The sequence below is a fragment of the Labilithrix sp. genome, assembly GCA_019637155.1.
In the GTDB taxonomy this organism is placed as follows: domain Bacteria; phylum Myxococcota_A; class Polyangia; order Polyangiales; family Polyangiaceae; genus Labilithrix.
Genome location: JAHBWE010000004.1, coordinates 189,999 through 206,056, shown reverse-complemented (window position 1 = coordinate 206,056; position 16,058 = coordinate 189,999). Strand labels below are relative to the sequence as shown.

Below are 16,058 nucleotides of genomic sequence, written 5' to 3'. Positions count from 1 at the left end.
CGTTCCCCTCAAGCCGCGCGAGCGCGGCGGCAAAGGCCAATCACTTCGGAGAGCTTCTCCGAGACGTTCGCTTCACGCTTCCGGACCGCGTCCTCGAGCGAGGCGGCCGCTTCCGTGATCGGCGTGAAGCCGTAGCCGCCGGCGGCGCCCTTCAGCTGATGCGCGATGCGCTGGAGGACGACCATGTCGCCAGAGGCGAGGGCGACCTGCGCGCGCTCGATCGAGTCGGGGAGGCCCTTCACGAAGGCGTGGATGATCTCGGTCATGTCGGCGTCGGCGGCGAGCTCGCTGACGAGCGGAGCGTCCTCCGGGCCGGCGACGGGGACGATGCCGCTCGCGTGCTGCGTCTCGAGGAGCGGGACGCCGTGCGGCGGGGACTTCGCCGCGTGCTCGGCGACGGCGTCGATCAGCTTCTTCCGCGCGATCGGCTTCGTCAGGTAGTCGGTGCATCCCGCGGCGATGCAGCGCTCGCGATCGCCCGCCATCGCGTGCGCGGTGAGCGCGACGATCGGGCCCTCGTAGCCCTTTCGCCGGAGCTCCGACGTCGCGGCGTAGCCGTCCATCACCGGCATCTGCATGTCCATGAGGATCACGTCGTAGGGGCGGCCGGCCATCGCCGCGGCCATCGCCTTCTGGAGCGCGAGCTGGCCGTTGTCGACCACCGTGACGGTGACGCCGGCGCGGGTGAGGTGCTTCGCGATGAGGACCTGGTTGTCGAGGCCGTCCTCGGCGAGGAGCACCGACGCGTCGAGGCGCGCGAACGGCCGCTCCGCCGTGACGACCGCCCCCGTCTCCGGGATCCCCGCCTCGGTGAGGTCCTCGAACATGCGGACCCCCTCGAGGTCGCCGGTCGCGACCGTGAAGCGGAAGCTCGAGCCGCGGCCGAGCGAGCTGTCGACGGAGATGTCGCCGCCGAGCATGTGCGCGAGGCGCCGGCAGATGACGAGGCCGAGGCCGGTGCCGCCGAACCGGCGCGTCGTGGACGAGTCGGCCTGGACGAAGGGCTGGAAGAGCTGCGCCTGCTGCTCCTGCGTCATGCCGATCCCGGTGTCGACGACCTCGATCTCGAGGCGCGAGTCGGCGCCGTCGGGGACGCAGCGCGCGAGGAGACGGATGCCGCCCGTCTTCGTGAACTTGATCGCGTTGCCGACGAGGTTCATGACGACCTGGCGCAGGCGCGTGGGGTCGCTCTTGATCGTCTCCGGGATCGCGGTCTGGTAGTGGACCTCGAAGAAGAGCCCCTTCTCCGCCGCGCGGACGCGCATCAGCGACGCGACGTCGACGATGATCATGCTCGGGGAGCACGGGACCGCCTCCATCGTCATGCGCCCGGCCTCGATCTTCGAGAGGTCGAGGATGTCGTTGAGGATCGAGAGGAGGTGCTCGCCGTTGCGGCGGATCGTCTGGATGTGCGCGCGCTGCTCGGACGCGGTCGTCTCCGGGTCGAGGAGGAGGTCGGCGTAGCCGATGATCGCGGTCATCGGCGTGCGGATCTCGTGGCTCATGTTCGCGAGGAACTCGCTCTTCGCGCGGTTCGCCTCCACCGCGCCGGCGCAGCGGACCTCGACGTCCTTCGCGCGCTCGAGCTTCGCGTGGCGCTTCGCGATGCGCTTCATCTCGATGACGCCGCGCGTGCACGAGAACCAGAGGCAGACGTCCTCGAACACGACCCAGCCCGCGTGCTCGAACCAGCGCAGCGGCTCCACCACCGCGGCGCCATAGATGCTCTCGGGGAAGAAGAGCCCGCGGCCGACGTGGTCGACGACGACGACCGCGGTCCCGAGCGCGACGACGCGGAAGTCGCGATAGAACGCGATGAAGGCGAGCGATCCGAACACGTGGAAGTGCGTCTCGATCCGCCCGCCGGTGAGGTGGATGAGGAGCGTCCCGAAGAGCATCTGCGCGATCGCGATCACCGCGCGCGTGACGAACGCGCCGGGACGGAGGACGACGAGCGCGACCGGGAGCGTGGTGAGGAGCCCGCCGAGGAAGATCGCCGCCCACACGTGCGGGTGCGTCGACGCCTCCGCTCCGTTCCACGCGCGCGGCGTCCGCCAGAACGCGAGCACGATCGCGAAGAGCCACTGCGCGCCGAAGACGAAGGCGAAGAGGCGGTCGACCTTGCGCGCGAGGTGATCGTAGGCGGCGTCGAAGAGCTCGGCGCTGCGCGCGGCGATCTGGGCGTCGACGGCGGCGGGCGGATGGGATGCAGCGATCATGGTGTGGTTCGTGCGAGCGGACAACCGAAGACGGGGGTGGTGGCGTGGCCGCGCGTGGCGCCGGCGACGAGCGCGCGGATCTCGTCGGCGCCGGCGCTGTCGCCTTCGTGTCCGCGCGACGGGGTGATGCCGCCGGAGAAGCGCAGCGCGCCGTCGGCGTCATAGAAGAGGACCGTGCCCGAGGTGTGGGCGCCGAGGCTCTTCGCGATCGCGCGCGCGGGATCGTCGACCACGCGCGCTCCAGGGATCGCCTCCGCCGCGCGCCGCAGCTCGACGCCGACGCGATCGCGTTCGCTCCCGGCGAAGAGGACGACGACGTCGGCGGCGCCGTGGGTGTCGCGCGCGATGCGATCGAGCTCGCGCAGCGTCGCGCGCGTGCACGGGCAGGAGGGGTGCGCCGCGACGACGATCGTGGCGCGGCCGCTCGTGTGGAGCTCGGCGCGGAGGGTCTCCGGCGCCTCCGCCGCGGCGCCCGCCCGCGCGCCGTGCGCCGCGACGGCGTAGAGCCCGCCCGACGCGGCCGCCGCCCACACGACGAGGGCGACGACGACCCTCCGTTCGATTCGACGCTTGGCGAGCATGATGGATGAAACGGCCGGGCTGAAGAGGGGTTAAGGCTCACGCCGCGCGCACGCCGCTTCGCTGATGCTCGCGAAGCCGTAGCCCGCGGCCGCCCCGCGGAGGCGCTGCGCGATCTGCTCGAGCTCGGCGGGCGAGCTCGGGCGTTCGAGCTCGTTCGCGATCTGGCGCAGGCGCTCGACGAAGCCATCGAGGAGCTCGTGCATGTCCTCGTCGCCCTCGAGGTCGCTGTAGATCGAGAGCTCCTGGTGCGCGCGCGGGCGGAGGGTCGGCGCGGTCGCGATCACCTCGGTCATGTCGACGACGCGAGGGACGACGAGCGCGCTCACCGGCACGCGCCCCCCCGGGCCCCAGAAGCGGCCGCGCAAGCGGGCGCGAAGCGCCCCGAGTCTTCGAGGGCCGTGTCTGGGGTGGGAGTGTCGGGGGCGAAGCCCCTGACGTTGAACGAGCGCGACGACGCCCACCCACACGAGGTGCTGCGCCCACACGCCGGGGGCGATCGCCGCCTCGAGGACGACGACGCCCGCGGCGGCGAGGATCACGCCGGGCGAGCGGTACAGCGCGAGCAACGCGAGCGACGCGAACGCGTGCCCCGCCGTCCCGAACGCGCCGCCGGTGACGTGGACGAAGAGCCCGCCGTAGAGCATCTGCGCGACCGCGATCGCGTAGCGGGTCCGACGCGCGCCCGGCGCGAGGACGACGAGCGTCGTCGGCGCCGTCGCGATCGCGGCGCCGATGATGAGGTCGTCGACCTTCCCCGACGTGCTCCACACATAGACGCCCCCGACGAGCCACTGCGCGAGAAAGAGCACAGCAAAACCCCGGTCGAGCTGACCCGATCGATTCAGCGCTCTCACGCACGGATGAACGGCCCCCCGGCCCCAGCCTTGAGCCTCAGACTCCTAGAGAACTCCTCTCGGGGGGCCCGGGGGCGCGGAGCGCGTCTTCGCGCGACGGCCCCCGGCGGGAGAGCTCGAGAGGGCAGAGCCCTCTCGAACAAGACTAGACAAGCAACGTGTCGAGGTAGGCGGCGAGCTCCGGACCGTCCGCAGGTTGGCTGCGGAAGCCGACGTAGAGGTCGGGGCGGATCAAGAAGAGGCACTCGGTCCGCGCGGCGTAGCGCTGCTCGAGCTCGCTGTCGTCGTCGTGAAGGACGGTGATGTCGGCGGAGAGCTGCGCCGGCCGCTCCTTCTGCGGCGTGACGACGAAGACCGCGACCCGATCGCCCCAGCGCGCGCGCGTCTTCTTCGCGATCTGCTCGAAGTCCTCGTAGCCGTCGGCCGACGAGCTGCGGCCGTCGAAGAGGAGGAGCGTGAACCGGGTCCCGCCCCACAGCGAGGAGAGGCGGACGGTCTCGTCGCCGCGCCGCACCGTGCCGTCGGGCGCGCGCGCGCCGGCCGCGGGGCCGGTCTGGAACGCGAGGCGCGTCCCGACGGTGGGGGTCTCGCCGTCGGCGGTCTCCCCGATGCGCGCGGCGAGGAGCGGGCTCGTGTGCTCGCTGTTGATCGGGCTGTACTCGTACGCGACCGAGAGCTCGGAGAGAGACTCGACGATCTTGCGGCGCACCGGATCGAAGCCGGTGAGGAACTTGGCGAGGTGGTTGCGGACGCCGATGAGGGTCGGGCTCTTGATCGTCCCGAGCTTCGTGCCGATGTCGGTCGAGCGCAGGAGCGCGGCGCCGACGGCGTGCCGCTCGATCGCGTAGCTGTCGAGGAGCACGTCGCGTCCCTTGCCCTGATGCACGAGCGCGAGCTTCCACGCCAGGTTGTGTGCATCCTGCATGCCGGTGTTCATCCCCTGCCCGCCGGCGGGGCTGTGGATGTGCGCGGCGTCGCCGGCGAGGAACACGTGGCCCTTGCGGTAGCGATCCACCTGCCGGCAATGGATGCGGAACGTCGTGAGCCACGCACAGTCGCTCATCGGCGCGGGCGTGCCGGCGCGCTCGGCGATCGACGCCTCGAGCGCGGCGAGCGTCGGCTCCTCCCCCGCCGCGAGGCCGGGCGGCGCGCTCGCGACGACGCGCCAGCGGTCGCCGAGCATCGGGAAGAACGCCGCGATGCCGTCCTCGGCGAAGAAGGTGGTGACGCGATCGGGCGCGACGTCCCAGTCGATCTTCACGTCGGCGAGGACGAAGGTGTCCTCGTAGGGATGGCCCTCGAAGGAGGCGCCGATCGATTTCCGGACGATGCTGTGCGCGCCGTCGCAGCCCACGAGCCAGCGCGCGCGCACCGTCTCGGTCGCCTCCGTCTTCAGGTTGACGAGGTCGGCGTGGACGACGCCGTCTTCTTCGCGCAGGCGCACGAGCTTCGTGTCGCGCTCCACCTTGCCGCCGCGGGACTCGAGGAGGCGCGTCAGCACGCCCTCCGTCTCCGCTTGCGAGATGCTGAGGACGAACGGGTACGGCGTCTCGAGGCCGGCGAAGTCGACCTTCGCGAGCTCCTCCGTCTTCGACCAGAGCGTCGCGCCGACGAGCTTCACCCCGCGCGCGAGGAGCTGGTCGGCGACGCCGAGGTCGGCCGCGATCTCGAGCGTGCGCGCGTGGACCGCGATCGCCTTCGAGAGCGTGGTCGGCGCCTCGCTCTGATCGATGACGCGAACGCGGAGCCCGCGGCGCAGGAGCTCGCCGGCGAGGGTGAGGCCGGTCGGGCCCGCGCCGGCGACGAGGACGTCGGTGTCGAGGTTCGCGCCGCTCACTTCGCCGCCTCCGCGAAGGACTCCGCCGCCGCCGCGATCGTACGGTCGACGATCGCCTCGCTGTGCGCGGTGCTGAGGAACGCCGCCTCGAACTGCGACGGCGGCCAGTATTGCCCGCGCGCGAGCATCGCCGCGTGCCACTTGCCGAACCGCTTCGTGTCGGACGCGACCGCGCTCGCGAAGCTCGTCACCGGTCCCTTCGTGAAGAAGGGCGTGATCATCGAGCCGACGCGCTGGACGCAGACGTCGAGGCCCGCCTTCTTCGCGCCGTCGACGAGCCCCGCCTCGAGCCGCGCGCCGAGCGCCTCGAGCTTGTCGTAGACGCCGGCGTCGAGCCGCGTGAGGAGCGCGAGCGCGGCGCTCACCGCGACCGGGTTCCCGCTCAGCGTGCCGGCCTGATAGACGGGCCCGATCGGCGCGACCTTCTGCATGATGTCGCGGCGGCCGCCGTACGCGGCGAGGGGCATGCCGCCGCCGATGATCTTGCCGAGGCAGGTCATGTCCGGCGAGAGCTTCGCGCGCTCCTGCATCCCGCCGCGCGCGACGCGGGAGCCGGTCATGACCTCGTCGAAGATCGAGACCGCGCCGTGATCCTTGCAGAGGCGGAGGATCGCCTCGAGGAACCCGGGCGCGGGCGGGACGACGCCCATGTTGCCGACGACCGGCTCGACGATGACGGCCGCGATCTCGCTCCCGCGCTCGGCGAAGACCTTCTCGAGCGCCGCGACGTCGTTGAACGGCGCGGTGATGGTGGCCTTCGCGGTGGCGCTCGGGACGCCGGCGGAGTCGGGCACGCCGAACGTGAGCGCGCCGGAGCCGGCCTTCACGAGGAGGAAGTCGGCGTGGCCGTGGTAGCAGCCCTCGAACTTCACGATCGCCTCGCGCCCGGTGAAGCCGCGCGCGACGCGGAGCGCGGCCATGCACGCCTCGGTGCCGCTCGACACCGCGCGCATCATCTCGATCGACGGGTACAGCTCGATGACCTTCTCCGCGAACCGGACCTCGAGCTCGGTCGGCGCGCCGTAGCTCGTGCCGTTCCGCGCCGCGACCGTGATCGCCTCGACGATCGCGGGGTGCGCGTGGCCGAGGATCATCGGGCCCCAGGACCCGACGTAGTCGGTGTACTGCTTGCCGTCCGCGCCGAAGAGCGAGGCGCCCTCCGCGCGCGTGATGAAGACCGGCTGACCGCCGACGCTGCGGAACGCCCGCACGGGGCTGTTGACGCCGCCGGGGATGAGCCGTTCGGCGCGCGCGAGGAGCTCGATGGACTTCGGATCGGACATGGTGCCCGACACTCTAGCCCGGTTATTTCGAAACGGTGTACACGGCCTTGTCGAGCGCGTACGTCCCGACCGGATTGCAGCCCGCGCCGGCGTCGCCGCCGGTCCGCGTCCCTTCGGTCGCGATCACCATCGTGCACGGTGTCCCCGGCGCGCCGGCGGGATCGCTCTGGACGAACATCACCGTCTTGCTCGAGACCTTGGCGCCGTCGAAGTCGAAGAGGTGCGACGGCGAGAGCTTGACGTCGATCTCCTTCTCGTTCGCGTCCAGCGTCTTCTGGCCGATCGGCTGCTCGCCGCCGGCGAGCTGGCAGCGATCGTCGGCCTTCAAGAGCGCGAGCGCGTAGTCGTTCACGCCGTCGATCGTCATCAGGAACCCGTTCGCGGTCTCCGCGATCGTGATCTGGCGGCGCGTGTCCTGCGAGTTGCCGGCGGCCGCGTAGGCGTCGCACACCGCGGTGTTGGGCGGCTCTTTCGTCGATCCGGCGTCGTCCTTGGCGCCGCCGCCGCCGGCGTCCTTGGTGGTGCTGTCGTCGTCGTCATCGTCGTCGTCGTCACCTTCGGTGACCGTCGTCGACGTGCTGCTGCACGCGAGCATGCTCGACGTCGCGGCGAAGCCTCCGAGCGCGATGACGCTCGCAGCCGTGAACAAACGAACGATGACAGCCATCTCCCACCTCCCGGCGCAGCGAACGCTACTCCGCGACCGCAAGCGCCGCTACTTCTTCGTGCCGGTCGTCTCGAAGGCGAGGTCGCAGGGGAGGCCCTTGGCTTCGCCCGACTGCGCCGTGAGCTGGGCGCGGCCGGAGTACACCGCCGTCGCGCCGTCGAAGACGACGAGGGTGAGGCCCTTGAGGTCGGCCTTCACGTCGTTGCCGTCCTGGTCCTTCACGCCGATGCCGGTGAGCGACTGCGGCCCCGAGAGCGCGCACTGCCCCTCGTCGTTGGGGACGACCGTCATCGGGTTGATGCCGCCTTCGACGTCTTTCTCGCTGAAGGTGCCGTCCGCGTTCTTCTCGTAGGTGTACGTCTCGCCGGGGCGTCCGTTGAGGTTCTTCGCGAAGTCGGGGCAGATGCCGTCGTTGCCGATCCACGCCGGCGAGCCGAACTCGTAGGTCCCCGAAGGATCGCAGGTCGGCGCGTTCCCGCCGCCGCTGCTGCTCGTGCTCGACGTCGAGCTCTTGCCGCTGCTCCCGCTCGACGACGACGACGAGCTCGTGCTCTCGCCATCGTCGGCCGCCTCCTCGTCGCCCCCGCCGCACGCGACGGCGAGCAGCGCCGCCGTGAGCCCACCGAGCGCGATGACGTTCGCCGTTCCGAGCTTCTTCATCGAGCCTCCCGTGAAGGCTCGATTGTAGGTCACTTCGGGCGCTGGCTCTCCTGGAACGTGACCTCGAGCTTCACTTCCTTGCCGTCGCGGAGGACGACCGCGGGCACCGTCTCGCCGGGCTTCGAGCCATTGAGCACGAACATCAAGTCCTCGACGCTCGCGATCTCGCTCTTGCCGAGGCGGACGAGGACGTCGCCCTTCTTCATGCCCGCCTTGTCGGCGCCGCCGCCGGGGCGAACGCCGGCGAGGAGGACGCCCTTCTTGCCGGGGCCGGGGCCGCCGTAGTCGGGGATCGAGCCGAGCGACGCGTTGAAGCTCCGCATGTCGCCGTGGGGAGCGGGGCCCTCGGCGTCGGACTTGAACGTGAGCGGCGCCTCGCGCTGCGACGCGGCGAGCGCGACGTCGGCGCAGATCTTCCCCGTCTGCATCGCGCCCGCGGCGTTGATCTTGTCCGCGGTGTCGGAGGGCTTGTGATAGTCGGTGTGCGTGCCGGTGAAGAAGTGCAGCACCGGCGCGCCGCCCGAGAAGAAGTTGATCTGATCGCTCGGGCCGTAGCCGTCGCCGCTCGGCGCGCAGAGGACGCGGCTCTCGCCGCACGCCTTGTCGAGCATCTCGTTCCACTCCGTCGCCGTCTCGGCGCCGAGGACCTGGAGCCGGTTTTCGCGCATGCGGCCGACCATGTCCATGTTCAGCATCGCGTAGAGATCGGTGAACTTGGTGCTCGGCTTCGGCGCCTTGCCCGTCTTCGGGTCCTTCGGCGCGTGCTCGTTCGCCCACTTGATCCACTCGTGGACGAAGTGCGCCGAACCGAGCACGCCCTCCTCTTCGCCCGAGAACGCGACGAACACGACGTCGCGCTTCAGCTCGGTCTTGCGCGCGGCGAGATCGCGCGCGACCTCGAGGAGCGTCGCCGCGCCGGAGCCGTTGTCGTCCGCGCCGACGTGGGGCTCGTTCGAGTGCGGCGCGAGCGAGTGACGTCCGCCCTTACCGAGGTGATCGTAGTGCGCGCCGACGACGATGACGCCGGGGAGCTTCTTGCCGTCCTTCGGCTCCGCGACGAGGCGGCCCGCGACGTTGAACGCCTGCGACTGCACCGGCGTGAGCGCGACGACGATCTTCGCGCGGACGGCCTGCTTCTTCTGCAGCTTCTCGATGATGGCGTGGCCCGTCGCGCGCTTCAGCACGACGACGGGGAGGCCCGCGTCGGCGTAGCCCTCGGCCTGCTGGGTGGGGAGGCGCGCCTCGTCGGGCGCCTTCCAGTCGGCGGGCTTGTTCTCGGGCGGCGCGGGATCGTCGACGACGACGAGCGCGCGCGCGCCTTTCTCCCGCGCCCAGAAGGCCTTGCGCCGGATGTCGCCGAAGCGCCGCTGCGCGTCGGGCGTGCCGAAGCCCTTCGCGTCGGGCACGAAGCGCCGCACGACGACGATTTTGCCTTTTACATTGAGCTTCGCGTAATCGTCGCGTTCGATGTCTTTGTCTTTTGCGGTGATTCCGTAGTCGGCGAAGACCATCTCGCCGTCGACCTTCGCCTTCATCGGCGAGTAGCCGAGGACGACGTACTCGTCCTTCGCGAGCGGCTTGCCGGCGACGTCGACCGTGGTCGCGTCTTCCTGCTTCAAGCTCGTCGTGACGGGGAACGCCTGGCGGAAGCTCTCCTTGTCGCCCTCGCCCTTGAAGCCGAGGGACTTCATGCGCTCCTCGATGTACGCGCCGGAGGCCTCGAGGCCGGGGGTGCCGATGCCGCGGCCCTCGCGCGCGGGGTCGGCGAGCCACGCGATGTCCTTCTTGATGCGGTCGGCGCCGGTCTCCACGACCTTCGTCTCGCCCGCCTCGTTCCAGCGCGCGAGGAACACGTTGGTGTCGTGCTTGCCCTCCGGGGTCGCGCGGTTCGAGGCGAACGCGAGGAGCGAGCCGTCGGGCGAGAACATCGGGAAGCCGTCGAAGCCCTTCGCGTAGGTGATGCGCTCGAGGCCGGTGCCGTCGACGTTGATCGCCCAGATGTCGAACTCGCGCCCCTTCGGGTCTCCGTAGTTGGAGGAGAAGAGGATGCGCTTGCCGTTCGGGTGCCAGTAGGGCGCGAACGAGGCGGCGTCGAGGTACGTGAGCTGCTGCGCCTCGCTCCCGTCCGCGTTCGCGACCATCAGCTCGAGCTTCGACGGCCGCACGAGCGGCGGGTTCTCGGCGAGGAGGCCCTTGTAGTCGTCGAGCTCCTTGCCCGGCTTCGGCCGGGACGCGCGCCACACGATCTTGGAGCAGTCGGCGTTGAAGAACGCGCCGCCGTCGTACCCGGGCGTGCTCGTGAGGCGCTTCACGTTCTTGCCGTCGGCGTCCATGCGATAGAGATCGATGTCGCCGTCGCGGAGGCTCGTGAACACGATCGATCCGTCCTTCGCGCAGACGGTGGCTTCGGCGTCGTAGCCCTTCGCGTCGGTGAGCCGCACGACGTTCTTGCCGTCGGAGTCGGCGGAGAAGATGTCGTAGGTGTCGTAGAGCGCCCAGACGTAGCCCTTCGAGTGATCGGGCTTGGGCGGGCACGCGTCGCCGCCGAGGTGGGTCGAGGCGTAGATGACCTTCTGGTCGCCCGGCATGAAGTACGAGCAGGTCGTGGCGCCCTTGCCGCTCGACACGGGGATGAGCGGCGGCACGCTCTGCGGCGTGCCCGGCGGCGTGAGGACGCTGCCGAGCGGCATCCGATAGATGCGGTCGCACTGCATGTCCCCGGAGCGCGACTGCAGGATGAGGTCGCGCCCGCCGAACGCCCAGTACGCCTCGGCGTTCTCGCCGGCGAGCGTGAGCTGCTTGATGTCGGTGAGGTGGGTCTCCTCCGCCACCGGCGGCACGGGCGTGAGCGGGATCTTCGGCGGTTCGGCCGGCACCTTCGGCGCGGATTTCTCTCCGCAAGCAGCAACGAGGAGGAGGACGGCCGGCCCGAGCAGCAACACACGCTTCATGACGCGCGCGACTCTAACATTACTCAACGTCGGGGGCTTCGCCCCCGACACCCCCACCCCAGACACGGCCCTCGCGCTGGCGCGCTCGGGGCGCTTCGCGCCCGCTTTCGCGGCCGCTTCTGGGGCCCCGGTCCAGAGGTCAGGTGAATGTCCGGCGGTGCGGCATGATGTTATGAAAGCAGCATGTCGATCGGGGACGTTACTCGCTCCGCTACTTCCGGCGGGAAGCCGATACTGATCGTTCGGGCGGCGGCGCTTACGGTGGTGAAGGGGAACGACGTCGGCAAGGGGGCGCGCACGACGTCGCCGTCGTTCGTGATCGGGTCGGGGCCCAACGCCGACTTGCAGGTGTCCGACCACGCCGTGTCGCGCGAGCACGTCATCCTCTCCCTCGAGCCCTCCGGTATCCGCCTCCGCGACCGGAGCAAGAACGGCACGAAGATCGGCGGCGTCCGCGTCGTCGAGGCGGTCATCACCGCCGACACCGTGCTCACCCTCGGCGGCACGTCCATCGCGCTGCAGCTCGAGGCCGAGAAGCTCGTGCTCCCGCTCTCGGAGCAGTCCACCTTCGGTGACGCCTTCGGCAGCGCGCCCGTGATGCGCCACCTCTTCTCCGTCCTCGAAGAGGCCGCGCGCTCCGACATCTCCGTGTTGCTCGAAGGCGAGAGCGGCGTCGGCAAGGACGTCCTCGCGCGCGCGATCCATCAGACCTCGTTGCGGCGGGATGGGCCCTTCGTCGTCGTCGACTGCGGGACGATGCCGCCCAACCTGATCGAGAGCGAGCTCTTCGGTCACGTCCGCGGCGCCTTCACCGGCGCGACCGAGGACCGGCGCGGGCTCTTCGAGGAGGCCGACGGCGGCACGCTCTTCCTCGACGAGATCGGCGAGCTCCCGCTCGACATGCAGCCGAAGCTCCTCCGCGCGCTCGAGACGAAGGAGGTCCGGCCCGTCGGCGGCAAGAAGACGAAGAAGGCCGACGTGCGCGTCGTGTCGGCGACGAACAAGAAGCTCGCCGAGGGCGCGAAGCGCGGCTCGTTCCGCGAGGACCTCTACTACCGCCTCGCGGTCGCGCGCGTCACCGTCCCCTCCCTCCGCGATCGCCCCGACGACGTGCTCCCGCTCGCGACGCGTTTCCTCCGCACCACCACCGGCGACGACGCCGCGCAGATCCCCGCCGACCTCGCGGCGATGCTCGCGGAGTACAGCTGGCCCGGCAACGTGCGCGAGCTCCGCAACGTCATCGAGCGCCACGTCGCGCTCGGCGACACCGCGATCGCGCTCCTCGTCGACGAGAAGAAGGTCCGCGCCGCGAGCGAGCGCGACGACCTGTCCGCGCACCCGTACCACGAGGCGCGGCGCCTCGTCCTCGAGCGCTTCGAGCGCGAGTACATCCCCGGCGTCCTCGCGCGCACGAACGGCGTCGTCGCCCGCGCCGCGGAGCACGCGCAGATCGCGCGGCCCTCCTTCTACCGCCTCCTCGAGCGCCTCCGCATCGCGGACGAGCAAGCGGAGCTCAAGGCGGGGGGCGACAAGGACACGTAATGAGGAAGCTCGTCGCGGCCCTCTGCGCCGCCCTCGCCGTCTGGACCGGCTGCACGATCTGGAACGACGCGGAGCTGCCGCAGGCGATCGGCAGCAGCAGCTCGTCGTCGAGCAGCTCCTCCTCTTCGAGCAGCGGCAGCAGCTCCGAGTGCCCGAACGCGGCGACGGTGCCGGTCAACGCCCCGTCGCCCGACCTCGGCACCGGCGGCGAGCTCCAGATCGTCTTCGCGCTGAAGGAGATCTCGCTCGGGATCGAAGGCGGGGCGGTCGATCCGACGCTCGGCTACGATCTCGACGGCGTCTGCTCGTGCCAGCTGAACGAGGGCTCGTGCACGCCGCGCAAGGAGGCCCCGAGCGACGCCGGCATGTGCGACGGCGTCGACGGTCGCGACAACGGCACCGGGACGCTGATGGCCGAGCTCGCGAACGCGGTGAAGGATCCGTCCTTTTACGCGAACGAGGCCCTCGCGAAAGGGGAGCGCGGGATCATCGCGCGCATCGAGCGCTACAACGGCACCGCCAACGACGACGAGGTCCGCTTCGCGCTCTACCGCGCGCGCTCCGCGAGCGGCGGCGCGCCGGCGTGGACGGACCCGGACGACAAATGGGACATCGACCGAGCGGACGTGAAGCAGGGCGGCATCGATCCGCTCGAGCCGAGCGAGATCTCGACCGGCTTCGTCCGCGACTGGAAGCTCGTCATCAGCGATCTCGCGACCACGCGCATCCCGTTCAACTCCGACGCCGACCTCCGGCTGCGTCAGGTCCGCTTCACCGGGACCCTCGCGCGCGACGCCGCGACGGGTCGCTGGACGGTCAGCGACGCGGTCGCGGTCGGACGCTGGCCGCTCGAGGACGCGCTCGAGACCGTCGCGCGGGTGCAGAACCCGACCGACGCGAGCAAGCGACTCTGCGAGAGCGACACGCTGATGGCGCTCGTGCGCGCGAAGATCTGCGGCGCCGCCGACATCATGGTCGACCCGACCCAGGACCGCGACGGCCGCGTCTGCAACGCCGTGTCGACCGCGATCGGCCTCACGATGGTCCCCGCCGCGCTCGGCCAACCCTTCGAGCCGGAGCGCGACGAGACGTGCATCGGCAAGGACATCGGCGCCTGCGAGTGACGTGCTAGACTTCCTACCCCGAGGTAGGAACCATGGCCGCCAAGCTCAGCATCTCGATCGTCGATCCCACCCTCGTCGAGTGGGCGCAGAAGCGCGCGGAAGACCAGGCGACGAGCGTGTCCGCGATCGTGAGCGACGCGCTCAAGGCCGCGCGACGGGAGCAGGCCTGGGCTCGCTACTTGGAGTGGGCAGGGCCGGTGGGGGAGCTGACGCCCGAGCTCGAAGCCGAGATCGGGCTAGAGATCGATGGTGCGCCGCCCGCGAAAAAGAGCGAGCCTCGGAAAAAGCCCACGAGGAAGAGCCGCCAGTGAGAACGATCACCTTCGATACAGGCGCGCTCATCGGCCTCGAGCGGAAGAATGCGCGTATCGTCGCGATCGGCCGCGTCGCCAAGAAGCGCGGAGACCTCATCATCGTCCCCGCGGCGGTGCTCGCCGAGTGGTGGCGCGGTCGCTCCGACGTGCGCGACATGATCCTCGGGCTCGTCGACGTCGAGCCCCTCGACGCCGAGCTCGCGAAGGTCGCCGGCGAGGCCATCGCCGCGGTGAAAGGCGCCACCGTCGTCGACGCGATCGTCATGGCGTCCGCGGCGCGCTCCGGCAGCGCGGTCTACACGTCCGACCTCGACGATCTGCAGCGGCTCCAGGCCTTCTTCCCCGACACGCGCATCTTCAAGGTGTGAGCGCGCGTCAGTCGTAAGGGCTCTTGTGAAGCTCGTTCGGCGTCGACGCCGGCTTCGGCGGCGGCCTCGCGCCCGGCTTCGGCTTCGTGCTCGGCACCGTGACGAGGCGAATCGTCGTCGGGCCGCCCGGCTTCGCGACGCCCTTCGCGCGCGCGCCGTTCGCGAGCTCCACCTCGATCGCGAGATCGCTCTTCACCGCCCCTACGCGGAGGAGCGCCTTGCCGTCCTCGAGGAGCTCCACCCGCTGCCGCGTCGGCCGCACCACCTTCGCGATCGCGCCGTCGGCGATCAGCTCGAGCGGCGGATCGCCCGCAGGCTCCGTCACGCTCGACGTCGCCGCGACCGACGTCGCCGCCGGCGGCTCGGCGAGCGGCAGCTCGGCGAGCGGCGGCTCCGGTTGCTCGAGCGGCGGGCGCGCGCGCAGGCGATTCACGACGAGGCCGCCCGCCGCGATCGTGACGACGAGGCCCGCGCCGAACGCGAGGCCGAGCACCGAGCGCGCGCGGCGCTTCTTGCGCATCGACGGCGCGGTCATCGCGGCCGCCATCTCCGTGCCCGTCACCGGCTCCGCGCCGCCGATCGGCGGGAGCGGACCCGAGCCGAGCGACGCCGGCCGCTGCGAGCGGAGGTCCTGCACGGTCGCCTTCTCGTCGAGGCTGTCCTCGAGCGTGAACGTCTTGTCGTTCGGATCGCGGAGCTTCGACGGCGGGACCGGCGCGACGATCGGCGCGGCCGAGGCGGCGACGGCGCGGATGCGCGGGAGGAGCGCGGCGCGCTCGGGCGACGCGAGCGGCGCGAGCGCCTCCGCGAGGTCGCTCACGCGCCGGAAGCGGTCGTCGAGCGAGCGCGTGAGGCAGCGCTGCACGATCGCCGCCATCGCCGGCGACGCCTTCGAGCCGAGCGGCGGCGTCGGCTTGCTCATCACCGCGACGAGCACCTCCGCGAGCGAGCTGCCGCTGAAGGGGAGCGTGCCCGTGAGCGCGAGGTACATCGAGATGCCGAGCGACCAGACGTCGGCGCGCTCGTCGACGCTCGACGGGGACTGGAGCTGCTCGGGCGAGACGTACTGCGGCGAGCCGAGGAGCGCGGCGCTGTCCGTCACCGTCGTCGTCTTCTCGCGGTTCTCGTACGCCTCGTACGAGGTCATCCGCGCGATGCCGAAGTCGAGGACCTTCAGCGTCCGCTCGCGGCCCGCGAGGACGAAGAGGTTCGACGGCTTCACGTCGCGATGGACGATGCCGAGCGCGTGCGCGTGCGCGAGGCCCTCGCAGGCCTGGAGGAAGAGGTCCGCGACCGCGCGGTCCGGGAGCGGGCCGTCCGCGACGAGGTCCTTCAGCGTCTCGCCCTCGAGCCGCTCCATCACCATGAACGGGACCGTGTCCTCGATCGTGCCGACGTCGACGACGCGGACGACGTGCGCGCTCTGGATCCGCATCGTCGCCTTCGCCTCGCGGCCGAACCGCGCGACGTGCTCGGGCGTGGCCTCGAGGACGACCTTCAGCGCGAGCGGCGCGCCGGTCTCGACGTCGACGACCGCCCAGACCGCGCCCATGCCACCTTCGCCGAGCACGTCGTCGACGCGGTAGCGGCCCGCGACGACGGTGCCGATCGAGACCGCCGGCGCATCCATGGACCGCTCCCGATGTTAGCATCGCTC

13 protein-coding genes are annotated in these 16,058 nt (G+C 70.9%); 4 read left to right on the top strand and 9 right to left on the bottom strand.

Annotated features, from left to right (window positions below):
• Positions 1–8: 8 nt before the first annotated feature.
• The 8 genes from KF837_09485 to KF837_09450 form a co-directional block, all read right to left on the bottom strand.
• On the bottom strand, positions 9–2,219 hold the full coding sequence (locus KF837_09485) for a response regulator (protein MBX3227536.1): 2,211 nt from the start codon (positions 2,217–2,219) through the stop codon (positions 9–11).
• Positions 2,216–2,800 carry a RedB protein gene (locus tag KF837_09480; GenBank protein MBX3227535.1) on the bottom strand — a complete coding sequence of 195 codons (585 nt, stop codon included), beginning with the start codon at positions 2,798–2,800 and terminating at the stop codon, positions 2,216–2,218. The genes KF837_09485 and KF837_09480 overlap by 4 nt, the downstream gene beginning before the upstream one ends.
• Before the next feature lie 30 nt (positions 2,801–2,830).
• The gene (locus tag KF837_09475; protein ID MBX3227534.1) at positions 2,831–3,610 is read right to left on the bottom strand and encodes a hypothetical protein; all 780 of its coding nucleotides are present in this window, start codon (positions 3,608–3,610) and stop codon (positions 2,831–2,833) included.
• 190 nt (positions 3,611–3,800) lie between these two features.
• On the bottom strand, positions 3,801–5,492 hold the full coding sequence (locus tag KF837_09470) for an FAD-dependent monooxygenase (protein ID MBX3227533.1): 1,692 nt from the start codon (positions 5,490–5,492) through the stop codon (positions 3,801–3,803).
• Positions 5,489–6,775: a glutamate-1-semialdehyde 2,1-aminomutase gene (hemL, locus tag KF837_09465; GenBank protein MBX3227532.1), complete on the bottom strand. Its 1,287-nt coding sequence runs from the start codon at positions 6,773–6,775 to the stop codon at positions 5,489–5,491. The genes KF837_09470 and hemL overlap by 4 nt, the downstream gene beginning before the upstream one ends.
• A gap of 22 nt (positions 6,776–6,797) precedes the next feature.
• Positions 6,798–7,442: a hypothetical protein gene (locus KF837_09460; GenBank protein MBX3227531.1), complete on the bottom strand. Its 645-nt coding sequence runs from the start codon at positions 7,440–7,442 to the stop codon at positions 6,798–6,800.
• A 48-nt stretch (positions 7,443–7,490) separates the two neighbouring features.
• Positions 7,491–8,102, bottom strand: coding sequence for a hypothetical protein (locus KF837_09455; GenBank protein MBX3227530.1), 612 nt, complete (start codon positions 8,100–8,102; stop codon positions 7,491–7,493).
• Positions 8,103–8,131: 29 nt separating this feature from the next.
• The gene (locus KF837_09450; GenBank protein MBX3227529.1) at positions 8,132–11,053 is read right to left on the bottom strand and encodes a M20/M25/M40 family metallo-hydrolase; all 2,922 of its coding nucleotides are present in this window, start codon (positions 11,051–11,053) and stop codon (positions 8,132–8,134) included.
• Positions 11,054–11,236: 183 nt separating this feature from the next.
• Between KF837_09450 and KF837_09445 the strand changes: the two genes are divergently transcribed.
• From KF837_09445 to KF837_09430, 4 genes are read left to right on the top strand one after another with little or no spacing between them, the layout of a single operon-like run.
• Positions 11,237–12,595 carry a sigma 54-dependent Fis family transcriptional regulator gene (locus tag KF837_09445; protein ID MBX3227528.1) on the top strand — a complete coding sequence of 453 codons (1,359 nt, stop codon included), beginning with the start codon at positions 11,237–11,239 and terminating at the stop codon, positions 12,593–12,595.
• Positions 12,595–13,719 carry a hypothetical protein gene (locus KF837_09440; protein MBX3227527.1) on the top strand — a complete coding sequence of 375 codons (1,125 nt, stop codon included), beginning with the start codon at positions 12,595–12,597 and terminating at the stop codon, positions 13,717–13,719. Before KF837_09445 ends, KF837_09440 begins: the two co-directional genes overlap by 1 nt.
• Before the next feature lie 32 nt (positions 13,720–13,751).
• Complete coding sequence (locus KF837_09435) at positions 13,752–14,030, top strand: hypothetical protein (protein ID MBX3227526.1); 279 nt, start codon at positions 13,752–13,754, stop codon at positions 14,028–14,030.
• Positions 14,027–14,401, top strand: a complete 375-nt coding sequence (locus tag KF837_09430; protein MBX3227525.1) for a PIN domain-containing protein — start codon at positions 14,027–14,029, stop codon at positions 14,399–14,401. Before KF837_09435 ends, KF837_09430 begins: the two co-directional genes overlap by 4 nt.
• 7 nt (positions 14,402–14,408) lie before the next feature.
• Here KF837_09430 and KF837_09425 read toward each other — a convergent pair whose 3' ends face one another.
• A complete protein-coding gene (locus tag KF837_09425) occupies positions 14,409–16,031 on the bottom strand; it encodes a protein kinase (protein ID MBX3227524.1) in 1,623 nt (540 codons plus the stop codon).
• Positions 16,032–16,058: the final 27 nt, after the last annotated feature.